16 protein-coding genes are annotated in these 19,270 nt (G+C 61.0%); 9 read left to right on the top strand and 7 right to left on the bottom strand.

All coding sequences use genetic code 11. The features are described from left to right. The first annotated feature begins 71 nt into the window (after positions 1–71). Positions 72–515 carry an REP-associated tyrosine transposase gene (locus tag KGB21_RS17915; protein WP_223506073.1) on the top strand — a complete coding sequence of 148 codons (444 nt, stop codon included), beginning with the start codon at positions 72–74 and terminating at the stop codon, positions 513–515. Positions 516–569: 54 nt separating this feature from the next. On the opposite strand, the gene KGB21_RS17920 is transcribed toward KGB21_RS17915, so the two are convergent. After that, positions 570–1,619 carry an AraC family transcriptional regulator gene (locus tag KGB21_RS17920; protein ID WP_223506075.1) on the bottom strand — a complete coding sequence of 350 codons (1,050 nt, stop codon included), beginning with the start codon at positions 1,617–1,619 and terminating at the stop codon, positions 570–572. 211 nt (positions 1,620–1,830) lie between these two features. On the opposite strand from KGB21_RS17920, the gene KGB21_RS17925 reads away from it, so the two are divergent. The 3 genes from KGB21_RS17925 (at position 1,831) to KGB21_RS17935 (ending at position 5,037) form a co-directional block, all read left to right on the top strand. Then, positions 1,831–3,492, top strand: a complete 1,662-nt coding sequence (locus KGB21_RS17925; protein WP_223506077.1) for a GMC family oxidoreductase — start codon at positions 1,831–1,833, stop codon at positions 3,490–3,492. Continuing rightward, positions 3,461–3,820, top strand: coding sequence for a hypothetical protein (locus tag KGB21_RS17930; protein ID WP_223506079.1), 360 nt, complete (start codon positions 3,461–3,463; stop codon positions 3,818–3,820). The genes KGB21_RS17925 and KGB21_RS17930 overlap by 32 nt, the downstream gene beginning before the upstream one ends. An 89-nt stretch (positions 3,821–3,909) precedes the next feature. Continuing rightward, on the top strand, positions 3,910–5,037 hold the full coding sequence (locus KGB21_RS17935) for a CaiB/BaiF CoA transferase family protein (RefSeq protein WP_223506081.1): 1,128 nt from the start codon (positions 3,910–3,912) through the stop codon (positions 5,035–5,037). A 220-nt stretch (positions 5,038–5,257) separates the two neighbouring features. On the opposite strand, the gene KGB21_RS17940 is transcribed toward KGB21_RS17935, so the two are convergent. From KGB21_RS17940 to KGB21_RS17955, 4 genes are all read right to left on the bottom strand, one after another. Further along, positions 5,258–5,809 (bottom strand): DUF2889 domain-containing protein, encoded by a 552-nt coding sequence (locus KGB21_RS17940; RefSeq protein WP_223506083.1) that lies wholly within the window; start codon positions 5,807–5,809, stop codon positions 5,258–5,260. Between the two features lie 3 nt (positions 5,810–5,812). Further along, on the bottom strand, positions 5,813–7,585 hold the full coding sequence (locus tag KGB21_RS17945) for an arylsulfatase (RefSeq protein ID WP_223506085.1): 1,773 nt from the start codon (positions 7,583–7,585) through the stop codon (positions 5,813–5,815). 102 nt (positions 7,586–7,687) lie between these two features. Beyond that, positions 7,688–9,139 (bottom strand): coniferyl aldehyde dehydrogenase, encoded by a 1,452-nt coding sequence (locus tag KGB21_RS17950; RefSeq protein ID WP_223506088.1) that lies wholly within the window; start codon positions 9,137–9,139, stop codon positions 7,688–7,690. Between the two features lie 10 nt (positions 9,140–9,149). Continuing rightward, complete coding sequence (locus tag KGB21_RS17955; RefSeq protein WP_223506089.1) at positions 9,150–11,201, bottom strand: alkyl/aryl-sulfatase; 2,052 nt, start codon at positions 11,199–11,201, stop codon at positions 9,150–9,152. A 343-nt stretch (positions 11,202–11,544) separates the two neighbouring features. Between KGB21_RS17955 and KGB21_RS17960 the strand changes: the two genes are divergently transcribed. The 5 genes from KGB21_RS17960 to KGB21_RS17980 all read left to right on the top strand — a co-directional run bounded on the left by KGB21_RS17960 (position 11,545) and on the right by KGB21_RS17980 (position 17,251). After that, positions 11,545–12,330, top strand: coding sequence for an enoyl-CoA hydratase/isomerase family protein (locus KGB21_RS17960; protein ID WP_223506090.1), 786 nt, complete (start codon positions 11,545–11,547; stop codon positions 12,328–12,330). A 28-nt stretch (positions 12,331–12,358) separates the two neighbouring features. After that, positions 12,359–13,606, top strand: a complete 1,248-nt coding sequence (locus KGB21_RS17965) for a thiolase family protein (RefSeq protein ID WP_223506091.1) — start codon at positions 12,359–12,361, stop codon at positions 13,604–13,606. A gap of 11 nt (positions 13,607–13,617) precedes the next feature. Beyond that, complete coding sequence (locus tag KGB21_RS17970) at positions 13,618–14,775, top strand: acyl-CoA dehydrogenase family protein (RefSeq protein ID WP_223506092.1); 1,158 nt, start codon at positions 13,618–13,620, stop codon at positions 14,773–14,775. Between the two features lie 72 nt (positions 14,776–14,847). Next, entirely contained in the window at positions 14,848–15,624 is a 777-nt protein-coding gene (locus KGB21_RS17975; protein WP_223506093.1) for an SDR family NAD(P)-dependent oxidoreductase, read from the top strand. Between the two features lie 40 nt (positions 15,625–15,664). Next, entirely contained in the window at positions 15,665–17,251 is a 1,587-nt protein-coding gene (locus tag KGB21_RS17980) for a class I adenylate-forming enzyme family protein (protein WP_223506094.1), read from the top strand. Positions 17,252–17,600: 349 nt separating this feature from the next. Here the strand turns inward: KGB21_RS17980 and KGB21_RS17985 are convergent, their stop codons facing one another. Both KGB21_RS17985 and KGB21_RS17990 read right to left on the bottom strand, forming a co-directional pair. Then, a complete protein-coding gene (locus KGB21_RS17985; RefSeq protein ID WP_223506096.1) occupies positions 17,601–18,425 on the bottom strand; it encodes a hypothetical protein in 825 nt (274 codons plus the stop codon). A gap of 16 nt (positions 18,426–18,441) precedes the next feature. Next, on the bottom strand, positions 18,442–19,266 hold the full coding sequence (locus tag KGB21_RS17990; RefSeq protein ID WP_223506099.1) for a DUF2092 domain-containing protein: 825 nt from the start codon (positions 19,264–19,266) through the stop codon (positions 18,442–18,444). Between the last annotated feature and the right edge of the window lie 4 nt (positions 19,267–19,270).

Raw genomic sequence — 19,270 nt, forward strand, 5'->3', positions numbered from 1 at the left:
GGGTTGGTCGTTCCGGTCGGTAAAACAGAAGCTAACGTTTACGGGACAACACCTTTATGGAGGGCAACGGAATGCCTGTCGCTGCAAACGGATGTCATCTGCGCAAGGGTCGGGTTTCTGAATTGGGGCGGATTTATGTGCTGACGGTGGTTACTTGTCAGCGCAAGCCGGTGTTTGCGGATTGGCGGGTGGGGCGGCGGGTGGTCGAGCAGCTTCGGAGTGCGGACGATGTGGCTTTAGTTAATTCGTTGGCCTGGGTTGTGATGCCCGATCACCTGCATTGGCTGGTCGAGCTGTGGCGAGGTACGTTGGCGGCACTGATGTGCCGCATCAAATCCCGCAGTAGTCGTTCGATTGAACAAGGCCGGTTATGGCAGCGGGGTTATTACGATCGGGCGTTGCGGCGGAATGAAGATTTGAAAGGTGCCGCGCGCTATATCGTCATGAATCCCATACGTGCGGGGTTGGTCACACGCGCAGGCGATTACCCGTTGTGGGACGCCATTTGGGTTTAGAAGACCCTGTAGGAGCTGCCGAAGGCTGCGATCTTTTGATCTTGATCTTGCCCTTCACCCCTGCTGCCGAAAATCCGTCGGCGATAACCCGGTCCAGCGCTTGAATGCGCGGGTAAAATTGCTGGTGTCGCTGAACCCCAACAAAAAGGTAATTTCCGTGACTGGGCGCGAAGCCTGGCTCAGGTAGCTGCAAGCCAGCTCCTTGCGGGTGTCATCGAGCAATTGCTGGAAGTTGGTGCCACGCTGGGACAGTTTCAGTTGCAGCTTGGTCGGGCTCATGCACAACGCGCTGGCGACTTTGTCGCGGGTGCAGTCGCCGTCCGGGAGAAACTCGATGATCTTCTGGGTCACGCCGGTGATCACATCACTTTTATCCAGACGCGCCAGATAACTGATGATGATGTTGTCATTGACCTGCGCCAGCTCCGGGCAAGAACCGCTGAGCGCCTGCATCACGTCAGCCTTGTCGATCACCAGCAGGCTGGAGGCCTGGCCGAACAACACCGGCGACCTGAACAACGCTTCATACGGCGCGCCACCTTCGTGAGGCATCGGCCGGCACAATTCCACGCGAGCCGGTTTGAACTCCTGTTTGTAGAGCAGGCGCATGGTTCGAATCAGAAAGCCGAAAAACGCATCTTCTGTTTCGCCGCAAAGTTCGACCAGGTGATCGAAGCGCATCAGAACCTGCGAGTCGGTCTGACTGAGGCTGGCCTTCGCCACCTGGGAGACCAAACGGAAGTAGCGCTCCAGCCGTCGGCAGAAATCCATCAGCGAACCGCTGGCCGCCAGCGAGTAACCCAACGCATGCAGGTGCGTCAGATGAATATGCTTGGCCACGGTCAGCCCGAAATACGGGTTGTTGGTCACATCCACGCAGGTTTGATACAGACGCGTCATCGTCGCCGCAGGCAAACGGGTCATCGGGTCGGTAGCGACACCCATTGGAATGCCCATGGCGGCAAAAATCCGTTTGCTGTCCACGCCACTGGCGTCCAGCGCCCCCGCGATAGCGACGGTGTAACTGCTGATGGTGGTGGGCTGTAACGCCTCTTCGAACAACGAGATTTCGTCGCCCGGCGTCTCCGTTTTCGAACCTGACATGTGCCTGCCTTATGGGTATACGAACGCCGATACTCGCTCCCGATTCTGCATCGGTCAATGATCCATCAGGGACATGGCCTCGATGTTCCGATGCTTGGCGCGATAGTCACCTGCCCCGCTGACCTGCGAATTGATTCAATTGACCAGTGACGAACCGCCCAGGTGCTCACAATGCGCTCAAGTGATGCCGCGAATAAAGAGAAGAAAAAGCATGAACCTGAACGCAGAATTCGATTACATCGTAGTTGGCGCGGGCGCTGCCGGTTGTGTCGTGGCCAGTCGTTTGTCGGAAGACCCGACCCTTTCGGTGTGTTTGCTCGAGGCCGGCGGCCCTGATACCAACCCGCTGGTGCACATGCCTGCAGGCGTTGCTGCCATGGTGCCCACCTCGATCAACAACTGGCAGTACCAGACCGTGCCGCAACCGGGTTTGAACGGCCGTATCGGCTATCAGCCACGGGGCAAGACCCTGGGCGGCAGTTCTTCGATCAACGCCATGGCGTATCACCGGGGTCATCCTGAAGATTTCGACCGCTGGGCAGCGTTGGGCAACCCCGGCTGGAGCTATCAGGAGGTGCTGCCGTTCTTCAAGCGCGCCGAACACAACGAACACTTCAAGGATGCGCTGCACGGGCAGAACGGCCCGCTCAATGTGCGCTTCCAAGCCTCGCCCAACCCGTTCGGTGAAACCTTCGTCGAGGCCGGCGTGCAGGCTGGTTATCCGGCATGCCCGGATCAGAACGGCGCGAGCATGGAAGGTTTCGGCCGCGTGCAAGTGATGCAGAAGGACGGGCAGCGTTGCAGCGCGGCCAAGGCCTATCTGACGCCTAACCGTCACCGGCCCAACCTGCGCATCGAAACCCACGCCCACGCCACGCGAATTGTTTTCGACGGCAAACGTGCCGTCGGCATTGAGTTCGTGCAAAACGGCATTAAGCGATCCTTGCGTGCACGCCATGAGCTGATCCTCAGTTCCGGCGCATTCAATTCCCCGCAGCTGTTGCTGTTGTCCGGGGTTGGCCCGACCGACGACTTGCTGAAACTCGACATCCCGGTGGTTCACGAACTGCCGGGCGTGGGCCAGAACCTGGTGGATCACATCGACTACGTGCACTCCTACCGCGTCAAATCTCGCCACTTGATCGGCCTTTCGCTGGCGGGCATCTGGGACGTGACCAAAGCCGTATTCAGTTACTGGCGCAAGCGTACGGGCCCGCTGACCACCAATTTTGCAGAGGCCTGCGCGTTCGTCAAAACCTCTGCGGCGTTGCGTCAGGCCGATATCGAACTGGCCCTGACCGTCGCCATGTTCGCCGACCACGGCCGCACGCTGTATCGCGGTCATGGCCTGAGTGTGCATGCCTGTCTGCTGCACCCGAAAAGCATCGGCCAACTGAAACTGGCGAGCGCCGATCCGCTGGCACCACCGCTGATCGACCCGGCCTTCCTGACCCATCCAGACGACATCAAGACGCTGATCCAGGGCTATCGGGTGATTGAAAAAGTCATGGCGACAGACGCCTTCAAGTCGTTCGATCCGAAAGACGTGCTTGACGCGCCGATGACCAGCGATGCCGAAATCGAACAAGTCCTGCGCGACCGCTCCGACACCCTGTATCACCCGGTGGGCACCTGCAAAATGGGCAGCGATGCGATGGCAGTGGTGGATGCTCGATTGCAAGTCCACGGTCTGCAAGGCCTGCGGGTGGTCGATGCTTCGATCATGCCGACTATCATTGGCTGTAGCACCACAGCTGCCACCGTGATGATCGGCGAAAAAGCCGCCGACTTCATCCGCGAGGATCGCGCAGCCCGCGCCGCTGTGTCATTGGAGGACGATCATGCATCCAGCACGCGTCATCACCCCGCATAAGTTGCTGACGGTTTGCGCCGTGGTGGAAATCGCCACCGGCCTGGCATTCCTGCTCACTCCCCTTCTGCTCAGCAGTCTGTTGTTGGGGATTGTCGGCACCGAGGCAACCAATCTGTTTGCGCGGTTCTTCGGTGTGGCCCTGATCGCGCTCGGTATTGCCTGTTGGCCTCGGCCGGAAAATATTGCCGCGGTGCGCTCGATGCTGTTCTACAACGGGGCCGTTGCGTTGTACCTGGCGTATGTCGGGGTGTTTGTCAGCAGCGGGTTGTTGTTGTGGCCCGCCGTGGTGTTTCACGCCGTGATGGCCGCGTTGTTGGCCCGTCGTTAACGTCAAAAGATCGCACCTGCAGGAGCTGCGGAAGGCTGCGATCTTTAGATCTACCCCCCCATTTTCTGATGATCCAAAGGAGTACTCGCATGGGAGTATTGGACGGCGTTCGTATCGTCGAAATCGCCGGCATTGGCCCGGGTCCGTTCTGTGGCATGTTGCTGGCCGACATGGGCGCCGAAGTGATCCTGGTGGAGCGCGCCGGCAGCAAAGGCGCTGACATGCTGGACCTGGGCAAGCACGCCATCGTCAATCGCGGCAAACAGTCGATTGCCCTGGACTTGAAAGACCCGGCAGCCGTCGAAGCCGTATTGCGCTTGATCGAAGGCGCCGACGCCTTGATCGAAGGCATGCGCCCAGGCGTCATGGAACGCTTGGGGCTAGGCCCTGACGCGTGCCTGGCGCGCAATCCGCGACTGGTCTACGGGCGCATGACGGGTTGGGGCCAGCAAGGCCCATTGGCCCAGGCCGCCGGGCACGACCTCAATTACATCGCGTTGTCCGGCGCGTTGTGGTTCAGCGGTGAAGCCGGTCAGCCGCCGATGGCCCCTCCTACCTTGGTGGGCGATCTGGGCGGTGGCGCGCTGTACCTGGCAATGGGCATCCTCGCCGGGATCATCAATGCCGGCACCAATGGCATTGGTCAGGTGGTGGACGCGGCGATTGTCGACGGCAGCGCCAACCTGATGAACTTGCTGCTGTCGGCACACTCCGCCGGTCAACAGCCGCTGGAACGCGGTTGCGGCTTGCTCGACGGCGCGCACTGGGCTCGCACCTATGCCTGCGCCGATGGCCTGTTCGTCAGCGTGCAAGCCCTCGAACCACAATTCAACGCGCTGCTGTTCAACAAGCTTGGCCTGGGCGATGACGCGGAATTCAAGAACCCCTACGACCCACGGTTGTGGGGCGCCTTGCGCAAACGACTGGCCGCCGTGTTTGCCAGCCAGCCGCGCCAGCACTGGATCGATCTGCTCGAAGGCAGCGACGCCTGCTTCGCCCCGGTGTTGACGCCAGCCGAAGCGCTGACCCATCCGCACATGGCCGAGCGCGGTGTCTACTCGCGTCAGGATGGCGTATTGCAGGCTGCCCCCGCTCCACGCTTCTCGACGACGCCCTCTTCGGCCGGCCCGGTCCCCAAGCGTGGCGAACACACCGCGCTGATCTTGCGAAAAGCCGGCTTCAGCGACACCCAGATTGAACACCTAATAACGACCTGAACCCCCCCTGTAGGAGCTGCCGAAGGCTGCGATCTTTTGATCTTAAAAAATCAAAATCAAAAGATCGCAGCCTGCGGCAGCTCCTACAGGGGAACGTGGTTATTTCTTTAGACCACTGACACAACGAACACGGTAGGAGCTGCCGAAGGCTGCGATCTTTTGATCTTAAAAATCAAAATCAAAAGATCGCAGCCTGCGGCAGCTCCTACAGGGTCCGTGTTTATTTTTTGAGGAATACGGCGACGGGACTGTCCTCGCGCAAGGCGTAGCAGGTGTTGATTAGCCTGCCGGTAGCGTTGCTATAAGCCTCGGCATCCGCCGTCGTACGCGGCGCCACCATTGCCCGCGCCATCGGAATGGTCTGAAACGCCGTCGTGGCAATCGGCAGCAGCAACTCGGTCAAGTGCACACAACCGCCGATCCCGCCAAATAGCTCCTTGATTCGCCGCGAGAACCCCGGGCCAATGCGCTCGCCGAGCAGTTTTTCATAGCCGGGCATTGCACCGCGACATTGACTGGTGGGCACATCGGGCATCGCCACATGCACCTCACGCACAACAAAATCATCGTCCAGGGTCAGGCGAATCAACATGCCGTGATAGGTCTGCCCCGCCGCCACCGTCCGCCCTTCAGCGAGGGTCACGGGATGGGTCTTGCTGTCGCTCAACCGGCCTTCGATATCCCACAACCCATCGGCCCGCAAAAAGCCCTGACACTCGACTTTGCGCCGGTGGATCAACCGGCGCCCCCACTCGTCAACGTCGTCGATCATCACTCACGCCCCCTTCTTGCGACGCCGACGCCAGACCACCACGCCCACCAGCAGAACGACGACCGCGACAAGCGGCGGTGCGACGGCCTTGAGCTTGGGAATCACCACATGGTTGAGCGCATACATCTGCCCCTGGTGCATGTAGTCATAGCCGACCGGCATCGGCAGTACACCGTTGACGCGGGCGTACTCGGCATAGTCGGCCTGCATGCGCTGGAAGCGCTCGGGCATCTGCGCCTGCAAGTCGATGGTTTCACCGGGATCGGTGACGATGTTGTAGAGATGCCATTGTTCGTTGCCCACCGGCTTCAGGCTCTTGACCAGTTTGTAGTCACCCTTGAACAGCGCCGCGCTGCCGGACAGTTCATAACCGATGGCCTGATCCTCCGGATGCACGCGTTCAGCCGTGCCTTGCAGCACCGGCATCAGGCTGCTGCCGATCAACGGTTCAACCGCCCGTCCCTGGTACTCGCCGTTATGCGCCGGCACGCCGGCCACTTCCAGCAAGGTCGGGACGATGTCGGTGACGTGGGTGAAAGTCTTGGCGATGTGATTGCTCTGGATGCCAGGTACACCGGCAACGATCAACGGCGTGCGCAAGCCGCCCTCGCCGGCAAAAAACTTGTAGCCACCGAACGGCGACGCCGCCGCGCTGGCCCAACTCGGGCCGATGCTGGTGAAAGCCCCCTTGCTGCCCAGGCGATCGAGCTCGCGGGTGTAGTTCATTTCCAGCCACAGGCGAATGGCCGGAATCGCATACGGATCGGTCGGCTCACTGCCGTTATCGGAGAGGAACACAAACACCGTATTGTCGTACTCGCCGGTGGCCTTCAGGTGTGCGATGAAACGGCCGATCTGCTGGTCCATGGTTTCCGCCATGCCGGCATAGACTTCCATGCGCCGCGCTTCGTAGCGTTTTTCATGCTCGTCCAGCGCATTCCAATCGGCGGTGCTGGCCATGGTTTGCAGGCCGGCACCGGCCGGGATCAGGCCCAGTTCCACCGCGCGGTCACGCCGGGCCTGGCGCAGGGCGGTCCAGCCTTGGTCATAACGGCCACGGTACTTGTCGATGATGTCTTTGGGTGCCTGGATGGGGACGTGATTGGCCTGGAAGCCCAGATAAGCGAAAAACGGTTTGCCGTCCTGTCGATCGGCGGCGATGTAGTCCATGGCCTTGTCGACGATAAAGGTCGAGGAGTAATAGTCCTTCGGCAGGTGCGCGGGTTGGCCGTTTTCAAACCAGGCCGCCTTGTCGTACAGCGGCGCGTAGGGCCGCTCTTCCCAGTTGTCGGAGCCGCTATCAGCCTGGATGAACGAGCGCTCGAAACCGCGATTGTTCGGCAAGGTGTCCGGGGTCTTGCCCAGGTGCCATTTGCCGGTGATGTAGGTGTTGTAACCGCTGTCCCTGAGCAGGCTGGCGACGGTGATGGCGTTGTCGTTGAGCACGCCGCTGTAGCCGGGTTTGCCCAGGTGTTCGTCGGGCATGGTTTCCGGCATGTTGCCGACGCCGTTGCGGTGGTTGTCGACACCGGTCAGCAACATTGAGCGCGTCGGCGAGCAGGAGGCCGTGACGTGGAAGTCGGAAAAGCGCACGCCTTCACGGGCCAGGGTGTCGATGTTCGGCGTGGCGATTTCGCTGCCGAAGGCGCCGACATCGCTGTAGCCCCAATCGTCGGCGACCAGTACCACGATGTTTGGGCGTTTGGGTGCGGCGAAAGCGTGAGTACCGAAAGCGAGGCAACCCATCGCCAGAACAAGAGGTTTCAACGGGATCATTCACGAGGTCCTTTGGACGGGGAAGATCAAAAGATCGCAGCGTTCGACACATTGAAATGCGCTCCCCTGCAGGAGCTGCCGAAGGCTGCGATCTTTTGATTTTTAAGGTTTCAACAACGCGCCGATCACCCGGCGAAACAACTTGCCGTAAGGCGGCCGCAACACGCCCATCACATCCCAGCGCGGCGGCGTAAACACCGCACGCTCCAGGCTGAACGCCTTGAAGCCATACCCGCCGCGATACCGGCCAAACCCCGAGTGACCACAGCCACCAAACGGCAGATCAGTCTGGAACAGGTGCTGCATCACTTCATTGATACAAGCGCCACCCGAATGGGTGCGCTCCAGCACATGCCGCGCCTCGGCGCGGTTATCGCCGAAGTAATACAGCGCCAATGGCCGTGGATGCCCGTTGATGTAGTCGAGCACCTCGTTGATGTGGCGATAGCTGCGAATCGGCAGCAACGGCCCGAATACTTCTTCCTGCATCGCCAGTGTCGAGTCCGGCGGATCAATCAGAAGGGTCGGTGCAATCTTGCGCGAACCGCTCAGGTCCTCATTGGCCGGGTTGACCTCGATCACCCGCACGCAATGCTCCCGGGCGTCTTGCAGGCAGGCTTGCATCCGCCGGTATTGCCCCGCCGTCGCCATCGCCGTGTAGTCAGGATTGTCCAGCAGCGTCGGGAACATCCGTCGCAGTTCGATCTGCATGGAGCTCAACAGGCGCTCGCAGTCGTCCTCGTGCACAAACACATAGTCCGGCGCGATACAGGCCTGCCCGCTGCTGACGCCCTTTCCTCCCCAAATGCGCCGGGCGGCGTTTTCCAGGTCCGCGCCGCGACCAATGATGGTCGGCGACTTGCCGCCCAGCTCAAGCGTCAGCGGCGTCAGGTTTTGTGCCGCCGCGCACATCACCAGGCGCCCGACCCGTGGGCTGCCGGTAAACACCAGATGATCGAGCGGCATGGCGGAGAACGCCGCGCCCAGTTCAGCGCCGCCGATAAAGGCTGCCACTTCACTGTCATCGAACTGTTCGGCCAGCAGTTCGATCAGCAGTTTCGCCGTGGCCGGTGACTGGTCGGAGAACAGGATGATCGCGCGATTGCCCGCTGCCAGTGCTTCGGCGAGTGGGCCCAGCGCGATGGCAATCGGGAAATTCCACGGCGAGATAATGCCGATGGTGCCCAATGGCTGATAGTGAATCTCAGCCTTCGCGCCCAGCCAGCCGCCGCCCAGTTCTGCCTTGCGGCGCTCGGGGCGCATCCAGCGGCGAACGTGGTCACGGGCATATTTGAGGCCACGGATCGGCAACAACACATCGGCCATCAGCGATTGATCATGGCTGCGCCAGGTGAAGTCCTCGGCCAGCGCTTCGCACAGCCTTTGCTGATGATTGACCAACAGGTTGATGACCCGGTCGATGCGCTCGATCCGCAGCCTGGCCGAAGGAGGTCCTTCGATCCGGGACGCCGCTTGTTGTCGGGCCAGCACCGCCCGCACGCCGTCGATCGCAGTGTTGGGAGGAGTAACAATGTCGTCCATCACAGGGTGCATATTGCGATTCCTATCGTGCCGGCGCGTTAGGCCCGACCAGTTCAAAGTCCGGTGAGAATTTGTCCAGCGAACCGAGCACGTCATACACCGCCAGTTTGCTGCCATCGATCTTCAGGTCACCTTTGAACACTGCTTCGATCGGCGACATTTTCTCCGCCAGAATGGCGTTGAGGGTCTCGCGCGTCAGGGTCAACGTGGCATCGGCCTTCTCGGCGTTGTAATCAGCGATATAGGTCAACGCCGAGTTCTCCAGATTGAGCATGTATTGCTTGCCTGAGGTGCCGATGTCGGTGAAATTCCAGTTGAGAACGATGTGCTTGCCTTCGACATCCGGGGCCTTCAGGCGCACGCCCAGGTAATCGAAAATGTTCTCGATGGTCAGCGCCCGAAGCATGTCCGGACTGGCCGTGCGCAGCGGCGAAGCGAGTTTCTTGCCGCCGCTGCGGTGCTCCATGGCGGCCGCCAGATAACTGTTGCGCTCGACCGCCGACTCGGCCTGGTAACCCAATTGCTCAAGGGCATCGGCCGCCAGTTCTCGCGCCGCGGTATTGTTGGGTTCGGCGTAGGTCAAATGGCTCATGGCCTGCGCGACCCAACGGTATTGACCGTTGGCAAAATCGCTGCGCGCACGGGCCAGCACGGCTTCGGCTCCGCCGCCATACTCGACGAATTTCTTGCCGTAATCCGTGTCGGACAACGCATCCAGATTGGCCGGATTGGCGTCATACCAACCCATGTATTGCTGATACACCGCCTTGGAATTGCGCTGCACCGAGCCGTAGAAACCATGGGTGAAGGTTTCGCTAGCCAGGCTCGCCGGGACGTGATCGCGCATGTACTCGGCAATCTCGACCGGTTTGTAACCCTTGTTGATCAGGCGCAACGACTGGTCGTGCAGCCACTTGTACATGTCCCGTTGCTTGGACAAATAGTTGACCACCCGCTCATGACCAAACACCGGCCAGCCATGCTGCCCGACCAGGATGTCGGAACCGGGGGCGAACTGATGCAGCGCCTCGTTGAGGTATTTCGACCAGGCCAGGCCATCACGGATGGTTGCCCCGCGCAGCGTCAGCAACTGATGCTGGGTCGGCAGCGCCAGCTCACCGGTATCGAGCACTTTGAACTGTGGGAAGTAGTGGATGAATTCGGCCGGCGCTTCGGTGCCGGGGGCGAGCATGTTGACGATCTCGACGCCGTCGATGGTCATGGTCTGCACCGGCTTATCGAGCTCGAGGGTCGGCGGGATCATGGTGATCGTGCCGTTGGACAAGGCCTTGGCCCCGCCGAGGTCGATCTGCCCCTGGGCACTGCGCGGCAAGGTGGTGCCGAACTGGTACTCGGCGCGGCGGCTCATGGCGTTGCCTGCCATCACGTTCTCGGCGACCGAGGTTTCCATGAAGCCTGCCGGAGCGATGATCTGCACCTTGCCCGACTTCACATCCTCTTCGTCTACGATGCCGCGAATCCCCGCGAAGTGATCGACATGACTGTGGTTGTAGATGACTGCCACCACCGGTTTGCGCGGCCGATGCTGGTAATACAGCTCAAGGGAAGCGTGCGCCACCTCAGTGGCCAGGTTGCAGTCGATGATGATCAGGCCGGTCTTGCCTTCGATGATGGTCATGTTGGTCAGGTCGAGGCCGCGTACCTGATAAAAACCGTCGGTGACCTTGAACAGACCGTTGGCCATGCTTTTGCGGGCCTGCTGCCAAAGGCTCGGGTTGACCGTGGCCGGCGCATCCGGGCTGTCGAGAAATTCGTAACCCTTGAGGCTGTACACCACGTGCCCATCGGCAGCGATGGTTTCGGCGTCCGGCAGGCTGGTGATAAAGCCGCGCTGGATGTCGGCTTCCACTTCCGGATCGACGGCGGGCATGTTGTGCGCCGTGGCGGCATTGACGGCGATGGTCGCCGCCGTCGCGGCTTTCTGGCCACCCTGCCCTGCGCTGTTTTCTGCCGCTGGCAAGTGAACGCCGGTTTGCCCCCGCGACCATTGCAGCGCCCCGACAATGCTGGCGGCCAACACTGACACCGTCAGCACTACGCGGATTTTCTTCATCGCACGGTCTCTCTGTAATTGTTGTTCGAATACCGTTCCGATGGTGCAAGCAAGTGGCGTGACTTGCCGGTCTTCTCAGTCAATTCATCTGTCTTCACAGGACGACCTGCGGACCCTGTAGGAGCTGCCGAAGGCTGCGATCTTTTGATCTTTTAAAAGCAAGATCAAAAGATCGCAGCCTTCGGCAGCTCCTACAGGGATTTCCTTTGCCTTGCGCCTGCGTGCATCCCTCCCCTACAGACAACCGCTTTCGTTGCAATGACCTGCGACACCACCCCGCGCATTCCTACTATCGGCTCATCAACTACGCCAAATGCGCGACTAACAATAAAAGGGTGTTGTCATGAGTGAAGATGTCTTGCTGTATGAAATCGTCGGCCCGGTGGCGCGCCTGACGCTGAACCGGCCACGGGCCATGAACGCGCTGAACCTGGCGACACTCGCCGAGCTTGAGCGCTGCCTGAATGACATCGCGAGCAACGATGAACTGCGTGTGGTGATTCTCACCGGCAATGGCCCGGCCTTCTGCGCCGGTGCCGATCTGAAAGAAGTGTTGGCCGGCGCCACATTGCCTGCGGGCGAAGCCGACTTCCTCGACCGCGCCAACCAGGTCTTCGGTCAAATGCGCAATTTCCCCAAACCGGTGATCGCCGCGCTCAACGGCGTGACCATGGCCGGTGGCCTGGAACTGGCCATGTGCGCCGACATCGTGGTCGCCGCGCAAACCGCCACCCTCGCCGACGCCCACGCCAACTTCGGTGTCTACCCCGGTGCCGGTGGCGCGGCGGTACTGCCGCGTTTGATCCCGCTGAACATGGCGATGTACCTGCTGCTGACCGGCAAATCCCTCTCGGCCACGGAGATGAAAGGCTACGGCCTGGTGTGCGAAGTCCACCCGGACGCCGAACTCGCCGACGCCACGCTGGCCCTGGCCAACCAGATCTCCAGGAAAAGCCCGATCGCCCTGCGCCGCATGAAAGAAGTCGCCCGCGCTTCCTCCGACAAATCTCGCGACGACGCCTTGCAACACGAGCAAGTGATGTTGCGCCAGCACCTGCGCACCGCCGATTTCCAGGAAGGCTTGCAAGCCTTTGGCGAAAAACGCGCTCCGAACTTCAAGGGCCGCTAAGGCACCCCGCTCTCATCAGGAACAGACAATGAACGATATCTACGTAGTGGGCGTTGGCATGACGCCGTTCGGCCGGTTGCTCGAGCGCAGCGTCTACGACATGGTCGACGAAGCCGTGGGCCTGGCCTTGAAAGATGCCGGCGCGACCACCGCCGACGTCGGCTCGGTGTACTACAGCACCATGACCAACGGCATGTTGCAGGGTCAGACCGGCATTCCGGGCCCGATCGCCATGCGCCGCATCGGCATCGAAGGCGTACCGGTGTTCTCGGTGGAAAACGCCTGCGCGTCCGGCTCCTCGGCGTTCAACCTCGCCACCCTGGCCCTGCGTGCGGGTCAGTGCGACATCGCCCTGGCGGTCGGTGCCGAAAAAATGAACGTGCCGGACAAGGCGAAGATGTTCGCCGTGTTCGATGGCGGCTGGGACGTCGCCACCGTTGAGCAGAACAAATACATCCTGCTGGCCATGGGCGAAGGCATCGAGCCGCCGCCGGGCACTGTTTCCGAGCGCCCGTACAGCGTGTTCATGGACGTGTATGCCGCGATTTGCCGCAATCACATGCTGCGTTACGGCACCACCCAACGGCAGATCGCTGCCGTCGCGGCGAAGAACCACCAGCACTCGGTGCACAACCCGCTCTCGCAGTTCCAGCAAGCCTTCAGCATCGACGAAGTGCTGGCCTCGCCACCGATCTGCTACCCGCTGACCACCCTGATGTGCTCGCCGATCAGCGACGGTGCCGCCGCCGTGGTGCTGTGCAACGCCGAAGGTCTCAAGCGTTTGAAAAATGCCGGCGACCGCGCCGTTCGCGTCCTCGCCAGCGTGGTGCAGACCGGCAGCAACCGTGGCCTCGATGAGCCGGAAAAAATCGTCGCCCACCTCGCGGCGAAAAAAGCCTACGCCCAGGCCGGCATCGATCCTTCCGACGTCGACGTCGCCGAAGTGCATGACGCCTCCGCCATCGGCGAAATCCTCAATGCCGAATCGCTGATGCTGGTGCCGTTCGGCGAAGGTGGCCCGGCGGCCGAGCGCGGTGATTTCACCGTTGGCGGGCGCATGCCGATCAACCCGTCCGGCGGCCTCGAATCCAAGGGCCACCCGATTGGTGCGACCGGTCTGGGGCTGATCCACGAATTGGTCACGCAACTGCGCGGTGAGGCCGGCAAGCGCCAGGTCGAAGGCGCGCGCATCGCCATCCAGGAAAACGGCGGCGGACTGTTCGGCATCGAAGAAGCCGTGGTCGCCGTCAACATTCTCGCCAACAACAATATTTAAGGAGAACCCCCATGGGACACGTCATGCGCACCCCGGAACAACTCGAAGCCGTCGAGAGTTTCCGTCGTTTCCTGGCCGACAAAGTCGACCCGGTGTTCAACAAGGAATACCGCGACAAGTTCATGCCCAAAGAGAAAATGGCCGAGATGATGCGCCAACTCTCCGAGTTCGGCATGGTCTCCGGCGCCGTCAGCGAAGCCAACGGCGGCCTGGGCCTGGATTGGCCGACCATGACCATGTTGTTCGAAGAAGTCGCCGCCTGTTCGGTGGACCTGTCGACGCCGGTGGTGATCAACTCCTTCGGCGCGCAGATGCTGGAAAAACTCGCTCCGGATCACCTGCGCGAGCGCTACCTGCCGGGCCTGATCAGCGGCGATTCGTTCGTCAGCGTCGGCATTTCCGAACCGGACGTCGGCTCCAACGTTCTTGAAATCAAGACCCGCGCGCGTCGCGACGGTGACGACTACATCATCACCGGCGAGAAAACCTGGATCAGCAACGGTTCGTACTCCGACTTCCTGATCTGCACCTGCCGCACCGGCGAAGACCCGCGCAAGGGCCTGACCCACTTCCTGCTGGATCGCAAAGAACATCCGTATGAAGTGCAGAACATCCACAAAATGGCGTGGAACAGCCAGTCCACCGCGCAGATTTTCCTCAATGACGTGCGCGTCCCGGCCAGCAACATCATCGGCGGCGAAGGCCAGGCTCTGAAAAACACCCTGTCGTTCTTCGAACGCTCCCGCGTGTTTGTCGCCGCGCAAGGCTTGGGCATCGGCCGTCGCGCACTGGAAGAAGCCGTGCGCTACGCCAAGGAGCGCAAGCAACACGGCAAAGTGATCGCCGGCCACCAGTTGATCTCCGCGATGCTCGCGGAAATGGCCACCAACGTCGACGCCGCACGCCTGTTGACCTACCGCGCCGCCGAGATGATCGGTGCCGGCATCCCGGCGGAAATGGAAGCGGCCATGGCCAAGTACTTCGCCTGCGAAGCCGCCGTGACCATCGCCCGTCAAGCCGTGCAGATCCACGGTGGCGCCGGTGTGACCACCGACTTCCTGGTCGAGAAACTCGCCCGTGAAGCGATCATCGTGCCGATTCCGGAAGGCACTTCGCAGATCCAGCAACTGATCATTGGCCGCGCCCTGACCGGGGTCAACGCGTTCTGATCAGTCGCCCGTTCCATTTCTAACAATAACAACCCGGCTCCTTTGAGCCGGGCAGCGAACAAGGACACCCTCATGCGTATTCAAGACAAAGTCATCGTGATCACCGGCGGCGCTTCGGGCCTGGGCCTGGCTACCGCACGTTACATGGCCGGCGAAAAAGCCGCCCGCGTGGCGATTTTCGACCTGAACATCGAAGCCGGCGAACAGGCTGTCGCGGAGATTGGCGCCGACCGCGCGATGTTCGTGCAGACCGATGTCAGCGATGAAGCCTCGGTGCAGAACGCCGTCAATGCGGTGATCGACAAGTTCGGCGCCATCCACGTGTGCATCAACGGCGCCGCTGTTCCGAATGGTTTCAAAGTGCTGGGCAAGGAAGGCAAGGCGGCGCCGCTGTCCAAATTCGCCCTGGCCACGGCGATCAACCTCAACGGTGTGTTCAACGTGATGTCCAAGTGTGCCGAGCACATGGCCAACAACGAAGCCGAGGCTGGCGAAGAACGCGGTGTGGTGATCAACGTATCGTCCGGCGCTGCCTACGAAGGCCAGGTCGGCCAGTGCGCCTACGCCGCCACCAAGGCCGGCGTGATCGGCATGAACATGCCTGCTGCCCGCGAACTGGGCGCCATTGGCGTGCGGGTCAACGCCATCGCACCGGGGCTATTCCTGACCACCATGGTCGCCGGCCTCGACGAGAAGGTCCTGAACTCGCTGAAAGAACAAATGGAATCGCCCAAGCGCCTGGGTGACATGCGTGAATTCGCCCATTGCTGCGCCTTCCTGATCGAGAACGCCTACGTCAACGGCGAGACCATCCGTCTCGATGCCGCGTCGCGCATGCGTGCCCGATAACGCGCGCTGCGATCTTCTTGAGTGACGGGAGCCATTCACCATGAAAATGAACTTCAGCCGAATCATGCGCTTGCTCGCGCTGCGTCATCGCGACCAGGAAGCGATCGTCAACGTCGAGCGCAACCGGCGCTTCACCTACGAGCAGTACCACCTGCTGACCAACCGCATCGCCGACGTCCTGCGCTCGACTCTGCAGGTGCAGGCGGGCGAACGCTTCATGCTGATCCTGGAGAACGACAACCTCAGCCTGATGATGTTTCCCAGCACCTTCAAGCAGGAAGGCACGGTGGTCATGACCAACCTGCGCGACCCGCTCGATGAGCACGCGCGGCAGGTCGACCTGGTCCAGCCGCGTGTGGTGTTTATCGAAACCCGTTTGCTGGACAGTTACTACGGCATGCTGCGTAGCCGTGGCTGCGAGATCGTGGTGATGGACCCGCCCACCACCGAGCAAGCCGCCCTCTCCGGCGTGCACAGCTTCTGGCCGTTGGTGGAGGCTGCGTCGGATCTCGACAACGACGTGACCCTGGATACCGACCAGCACATCTGCATGCTGCGCTTCACCGGTGGCACCACCGGCAAGGGCAAGTGCGCGATGTACTCCATCGACAACTGGATGGCCTGCCGTGACGCGGCGTTCATCAACACCGATCTGGGCTTGTCCAGCAAGACCCGCTTGCTGCACGTCTCGCCGTTGTCCCATGGCACGATCATGCTGTTCTTCCCCACGGTTTACGGCGGTGGCACCAACATCACCCTGAATCAACTGGACATGGAAAACTGGCGACAGATTGTCGAGAGCGAACGCGTGACCCATTCGTTCCTGGTGCCGACCGTGCTGTATCGCTTGCTGGAATTGCAGCGGGCCAATCCGAAAGACTTCTCTTCGCTGACCACGCTGATCTACGGCGCCGCGCCCATGAGCCCGGACAAACTGGGCGAACTGGTGGAGTGCTTCGGGCAGATTTTTGTCCAGGGCTATGCCGCCACTGAGTCGCCAATGATGATCGCTGCGCTGGACAAGGCTGCGCATCAACCCGGCAATGCCGCCGCCCTGCGCCATCTGTCCTCGGCTGGCCGGCCTACCCCCGGTGTCGAAGTGTTTATCGCCGACGCCGATGGCCTGCCGTTGCCGATTGGCGAAACCGGCGAAATCCGCATCCGCTGCAAAGCCATCATCAAGGGTTACTACGAAAACCCTGAGGCCACGGCGGCGGAGTTTGACGACGGTGCGTGGAAGTCCGGTGACTTGGGTTACATCGATGCCGACGGCTACCTGTACATCGTCGACCGGCTCAAGGACATGATTATCAGCGGCGGTTTCAATGTGTACGCGGTGGAAGTCGAGGCGGCGCTGGCGGCGCATCCATCCGTATTGATGGCGGCCGTGGTCGGCATTCCGCACGCCGAATGGGGTGAAGCGGTGCATGCCGAGGTGATTCTGCGTCAGGGGCAAACGGTTACGAGTGAAGAGTTGATCGCACAAACGCGCACTCGATTGGGCGGCTACAAAGCGCCGAAATCGCTGGTGTTTGTGGATGAACTGCCAACTTCGGTAGTGGGCAAAGTTCTACGTCGACAGGTCCGCGAGAAGTACTGGAAGGGGTCTTCGCGCAACATCAGCTAAACCCCACATTCCCTGTAGGAGCTGCCGCAGGCTGCGATCTTTTGATCTTGCTTTTACAGATCAAGATCAAAAAATCGCAGCCTTCGGCAGCTCCTGCAGGGGCGTGTCTGTGGTGCTCATATTCGACGCTGCGGAAACGGCGCGGTCCGACGGTATACGCATCCGCGTGCTGGCGATGGCGGTGGGGCAGACAAATTTGATGTGATAGCCACCGACGCCATCGCCAGCAAGCCGGCTCCTACAAATGACCGCGTACTCCTTGTAGGAGCTGCCGCAGGCTGCGATCTTTTGATCTTGTTTCTTAAGATCAAGATCGAAAGATCGCAGCCTGCGGCAGCTCCTGCAGGGATTAGGGGGTTGGTACTACGGTGTAGTAAACGCCGTTGGCGCCATAGGCCGGGCGCAGCCAGGAATTGCCGCACTGGTAATAGGTGTTGTTGGCGAAGGTGATCAAGCCACATCCTGGAGGCAATGACGCATACGTCGCGCCCATGGGCATTGTCGGTGGTGCGGAGGCCACCATTCCGGCGTTATAACTGGCGTTCCGCTCAGCCACCGTCGCCGCCGCTTCACCGACGGCTACACCCGCCGCAGCCGCAGCAGCCGGATTGACCCCCTCGTTATAGCCACAGTTGTAGCAGCCACTGCTGGCAATCACAGCCGTTGGCGGATGGTAGTAAGCGGTGCCGTAAGGCACGGCATGGTAAGCGGTGGTGCCATAAACGGGCGGACGGTAAGCCGTCGTGCCATAGCCATCTGCGTGATAACCGCCGGCCTCAGCGCCATATGCCCCTTGCGCATGCCAGGCCCCTTCGCCACCCGAAGCCGTTCCACCTTCCGCGCCAGTGCCGTGCCAGGAGCCCTCGCCACCGGAGGCAGTCCCGCCACTCTCGGTCCGACCGCTCCAACTGCCCTCGCCACCCGACGCCGAGCCACCGCGATAGCCGGAGCCGCTCCAGCTCCCCCCACCTCCGGAAGCCGACCCGCCGCGATTGCTTTCACCACTCCAACTGCCACCACCGCCCGAAGCCGAGCCGTATTCACCGGAGTGACTCCATGAGCCACCCCCTCCGGAAGTGCGCCCGAAGCCGGAAGCATGGGACCAGGCTGCCGCCTCGTTACAGCTGAGCACCGCGACAAACAGGCCGGCGAATTTCAAGGTAGATCTGTTCATGGTTCAGTCTCCTTGTTCAGGTTTTTGGTTTTTCCGCTGGATCTTTAACCCCTTGCGGGACACGAAGATCGGGCGGCGGGGCAAACTGAATGCGGTGTGCCTTATCGATGTGGTCAGGTTTGAAGAAATCCGCAGACATCGCCGATTCGAGCTTCCAGTCAGTGAAATCGACTTGATGCCGGGATCGGGTCGGATCATCGAGAAACACGGCGCGTAACCGGCGCGGCAGCTTGTCTTGCGAGCCGACCCACGCCTGGACGAACACACTGTCGCTGGTGTAGGCGATCACATCGGTGGTGGTATCACCGACGACCGTACTTTGGCCAATGTAAAACGCCACACGCATGTCCCGGGACAGATCCTTATAGGGATCAGCGACGATCACGTCGGTAAACGGAAAGTAGATCGCTGCACGCTGGTACGCGGCCTCCAGGGTCGCATCAATGGTAGGCGGCGCGTCCGCCTCGGCCAGCAAGTCGTCTTTACGTTCGAAGGCATAGGCTTTTTTGCCGTCGTAGTAGAACTCGGTGGCCGGACCGTCGCCGGAGGTCAACACACGCAGGCGATCCGGTCGTTGCACATTGACCATGTCCACCGTTCCATAGGCCAGGGGCGGCCCTAGCCGGCTGGGTTTTTCATACGTGGTAACGGCTTTGAAACTCATGCCCTGGGTGGACGCCAACCGTGCGCTCATGGCCTTCAGAACCTCCAGCGCCTTTGGCTCCAGTTGCGCCGGCGGGGGATCGGTAGCGGGGGCTTGTGCAGCGTGCAGCGGGACCACGAACAGGCCCAGAACTAAACCGAGTGAGTACAACCGGACATGCTGTTGAAGGGTTGGCATCCTT

The sequence above is a fragment of the Pseudomonas sp. GL-RE-29 genome (assembly GCF_019947275.1).
GTDB lineage: Bacteria > Pseudomonadota > Gammaproteobacteria > Pseudomonadales > Pseudomonadaceae > Aquipseudomonas > Aquipseudomonas fluorescens_A.

Coding starts and splice junctions, on each gene's coding strand:
- KGB21_RS17915 (WP_223506073.1), top strand. CDS start 72: ATGCCTGTCGCTGCAAACGGATGTCATCTGCGCAAGGGTCGGGTTTCT.
- KGB21_RS17950 (WP_223506088.1), bottom strand. CDS start 9,139: ATGCACCCTGTGATGGACGACATTGTTACTCCTCCCAACACTGCGATC.
- KGB21_RS17925 (WP_223506077.1), top strand. CDS start 1,831: ATGAACCTGAACGCAGAATTCGATTACATCGTAGTTGGCGCGGGCGCT.
- KGB21_RS17990 (WP_223506099.1), bottom strand. CDS start 19,266: ATGCCAACCCTTCAACAGCATGTCCGGTTGTACTCACTCGGTTTAGTT.
- KGB21_RS17940 (WP_223506083.1), bottom strand. CDS start 5,809: ATGATCGACGACGTTGACGAGTGGGGGCGCCGGTTGATCCACCGGCGC.
- KGB21_RS17980 (WP_223506094.1), top strand. CDS start 15,665: ATGAAAATGAACTTCAGCCGAATCATGCGCTTGCTCGCGCTGCGTCAT.
- KGB21_RS17935 (WP_223506081.1), top strand. CDS start 3,910: ATGGGAGTATTGGACGGCGTTCGTATCGTCGAAATCGCCGGCATTGGC.
- KGB21_RS17945 (WP_223506085.1), bottom strand. CDS start 7,585: ATGATCCCGTTGAAACCTCTTGTTCTGGCGATGGGTTGCCTCGCTTTC.
- KGB21_RS17965 (WP_223506091.1), top strand. CDS start 12,359: ATGAACGATATCTACGTAGTGGGCGTTGGCATGACGCCGTTCGGCCGG.
- KGB21_RS17975 (WP_223506093.1), top strand. CDS start 14,848: ATGCGTATTCAAGACAAAGTCATCGTGATCACCGGCGGCGCTTCGGGC.
- KGB21_RS17920 (WP_223506075.1), bottom strand. CDS start 1,619: ATGTCAGGTTCGAAAACGGAGACGCCGGGCGACGAAATCTCGTTGTTC.
- KGB21_RS17960 (WP_223506090.1), top strand. CDS start 11,545: ATGAGTGAAGATGTCTTGCTGTATGAAATCGTCGGCCCGGTGGCGCGC.
- KGB21_RS17930 (WP_223506079.1), top strand. CDS start 3,461: ATGCATCCAGCACGCGTCATCACCCCGCATAAGTTGCTGACGGTTTGC.
- KGB21_RS17985 (WP_223506096.1), bottom strand. CDS start 18,425: ATGAACAGATCTACCTTGAAATTCGCCGGCCTGTTTGTCGCGGTGCTC.
- KGB21_RS17955 (WP_223506089.1), bottom strand. CDS start 11,201: ATGAAGAAAATCCGCGTAGTGCTGACGGTGTCAGTGTTGGCCGCCAGC.
- KGB21_RS17970 (WP_223506092.1), top strand. CDS start 13,618: ATGGGACACGTCATGCGCACCCCGGAACAACTCGAAGCCGTCGAGAGT.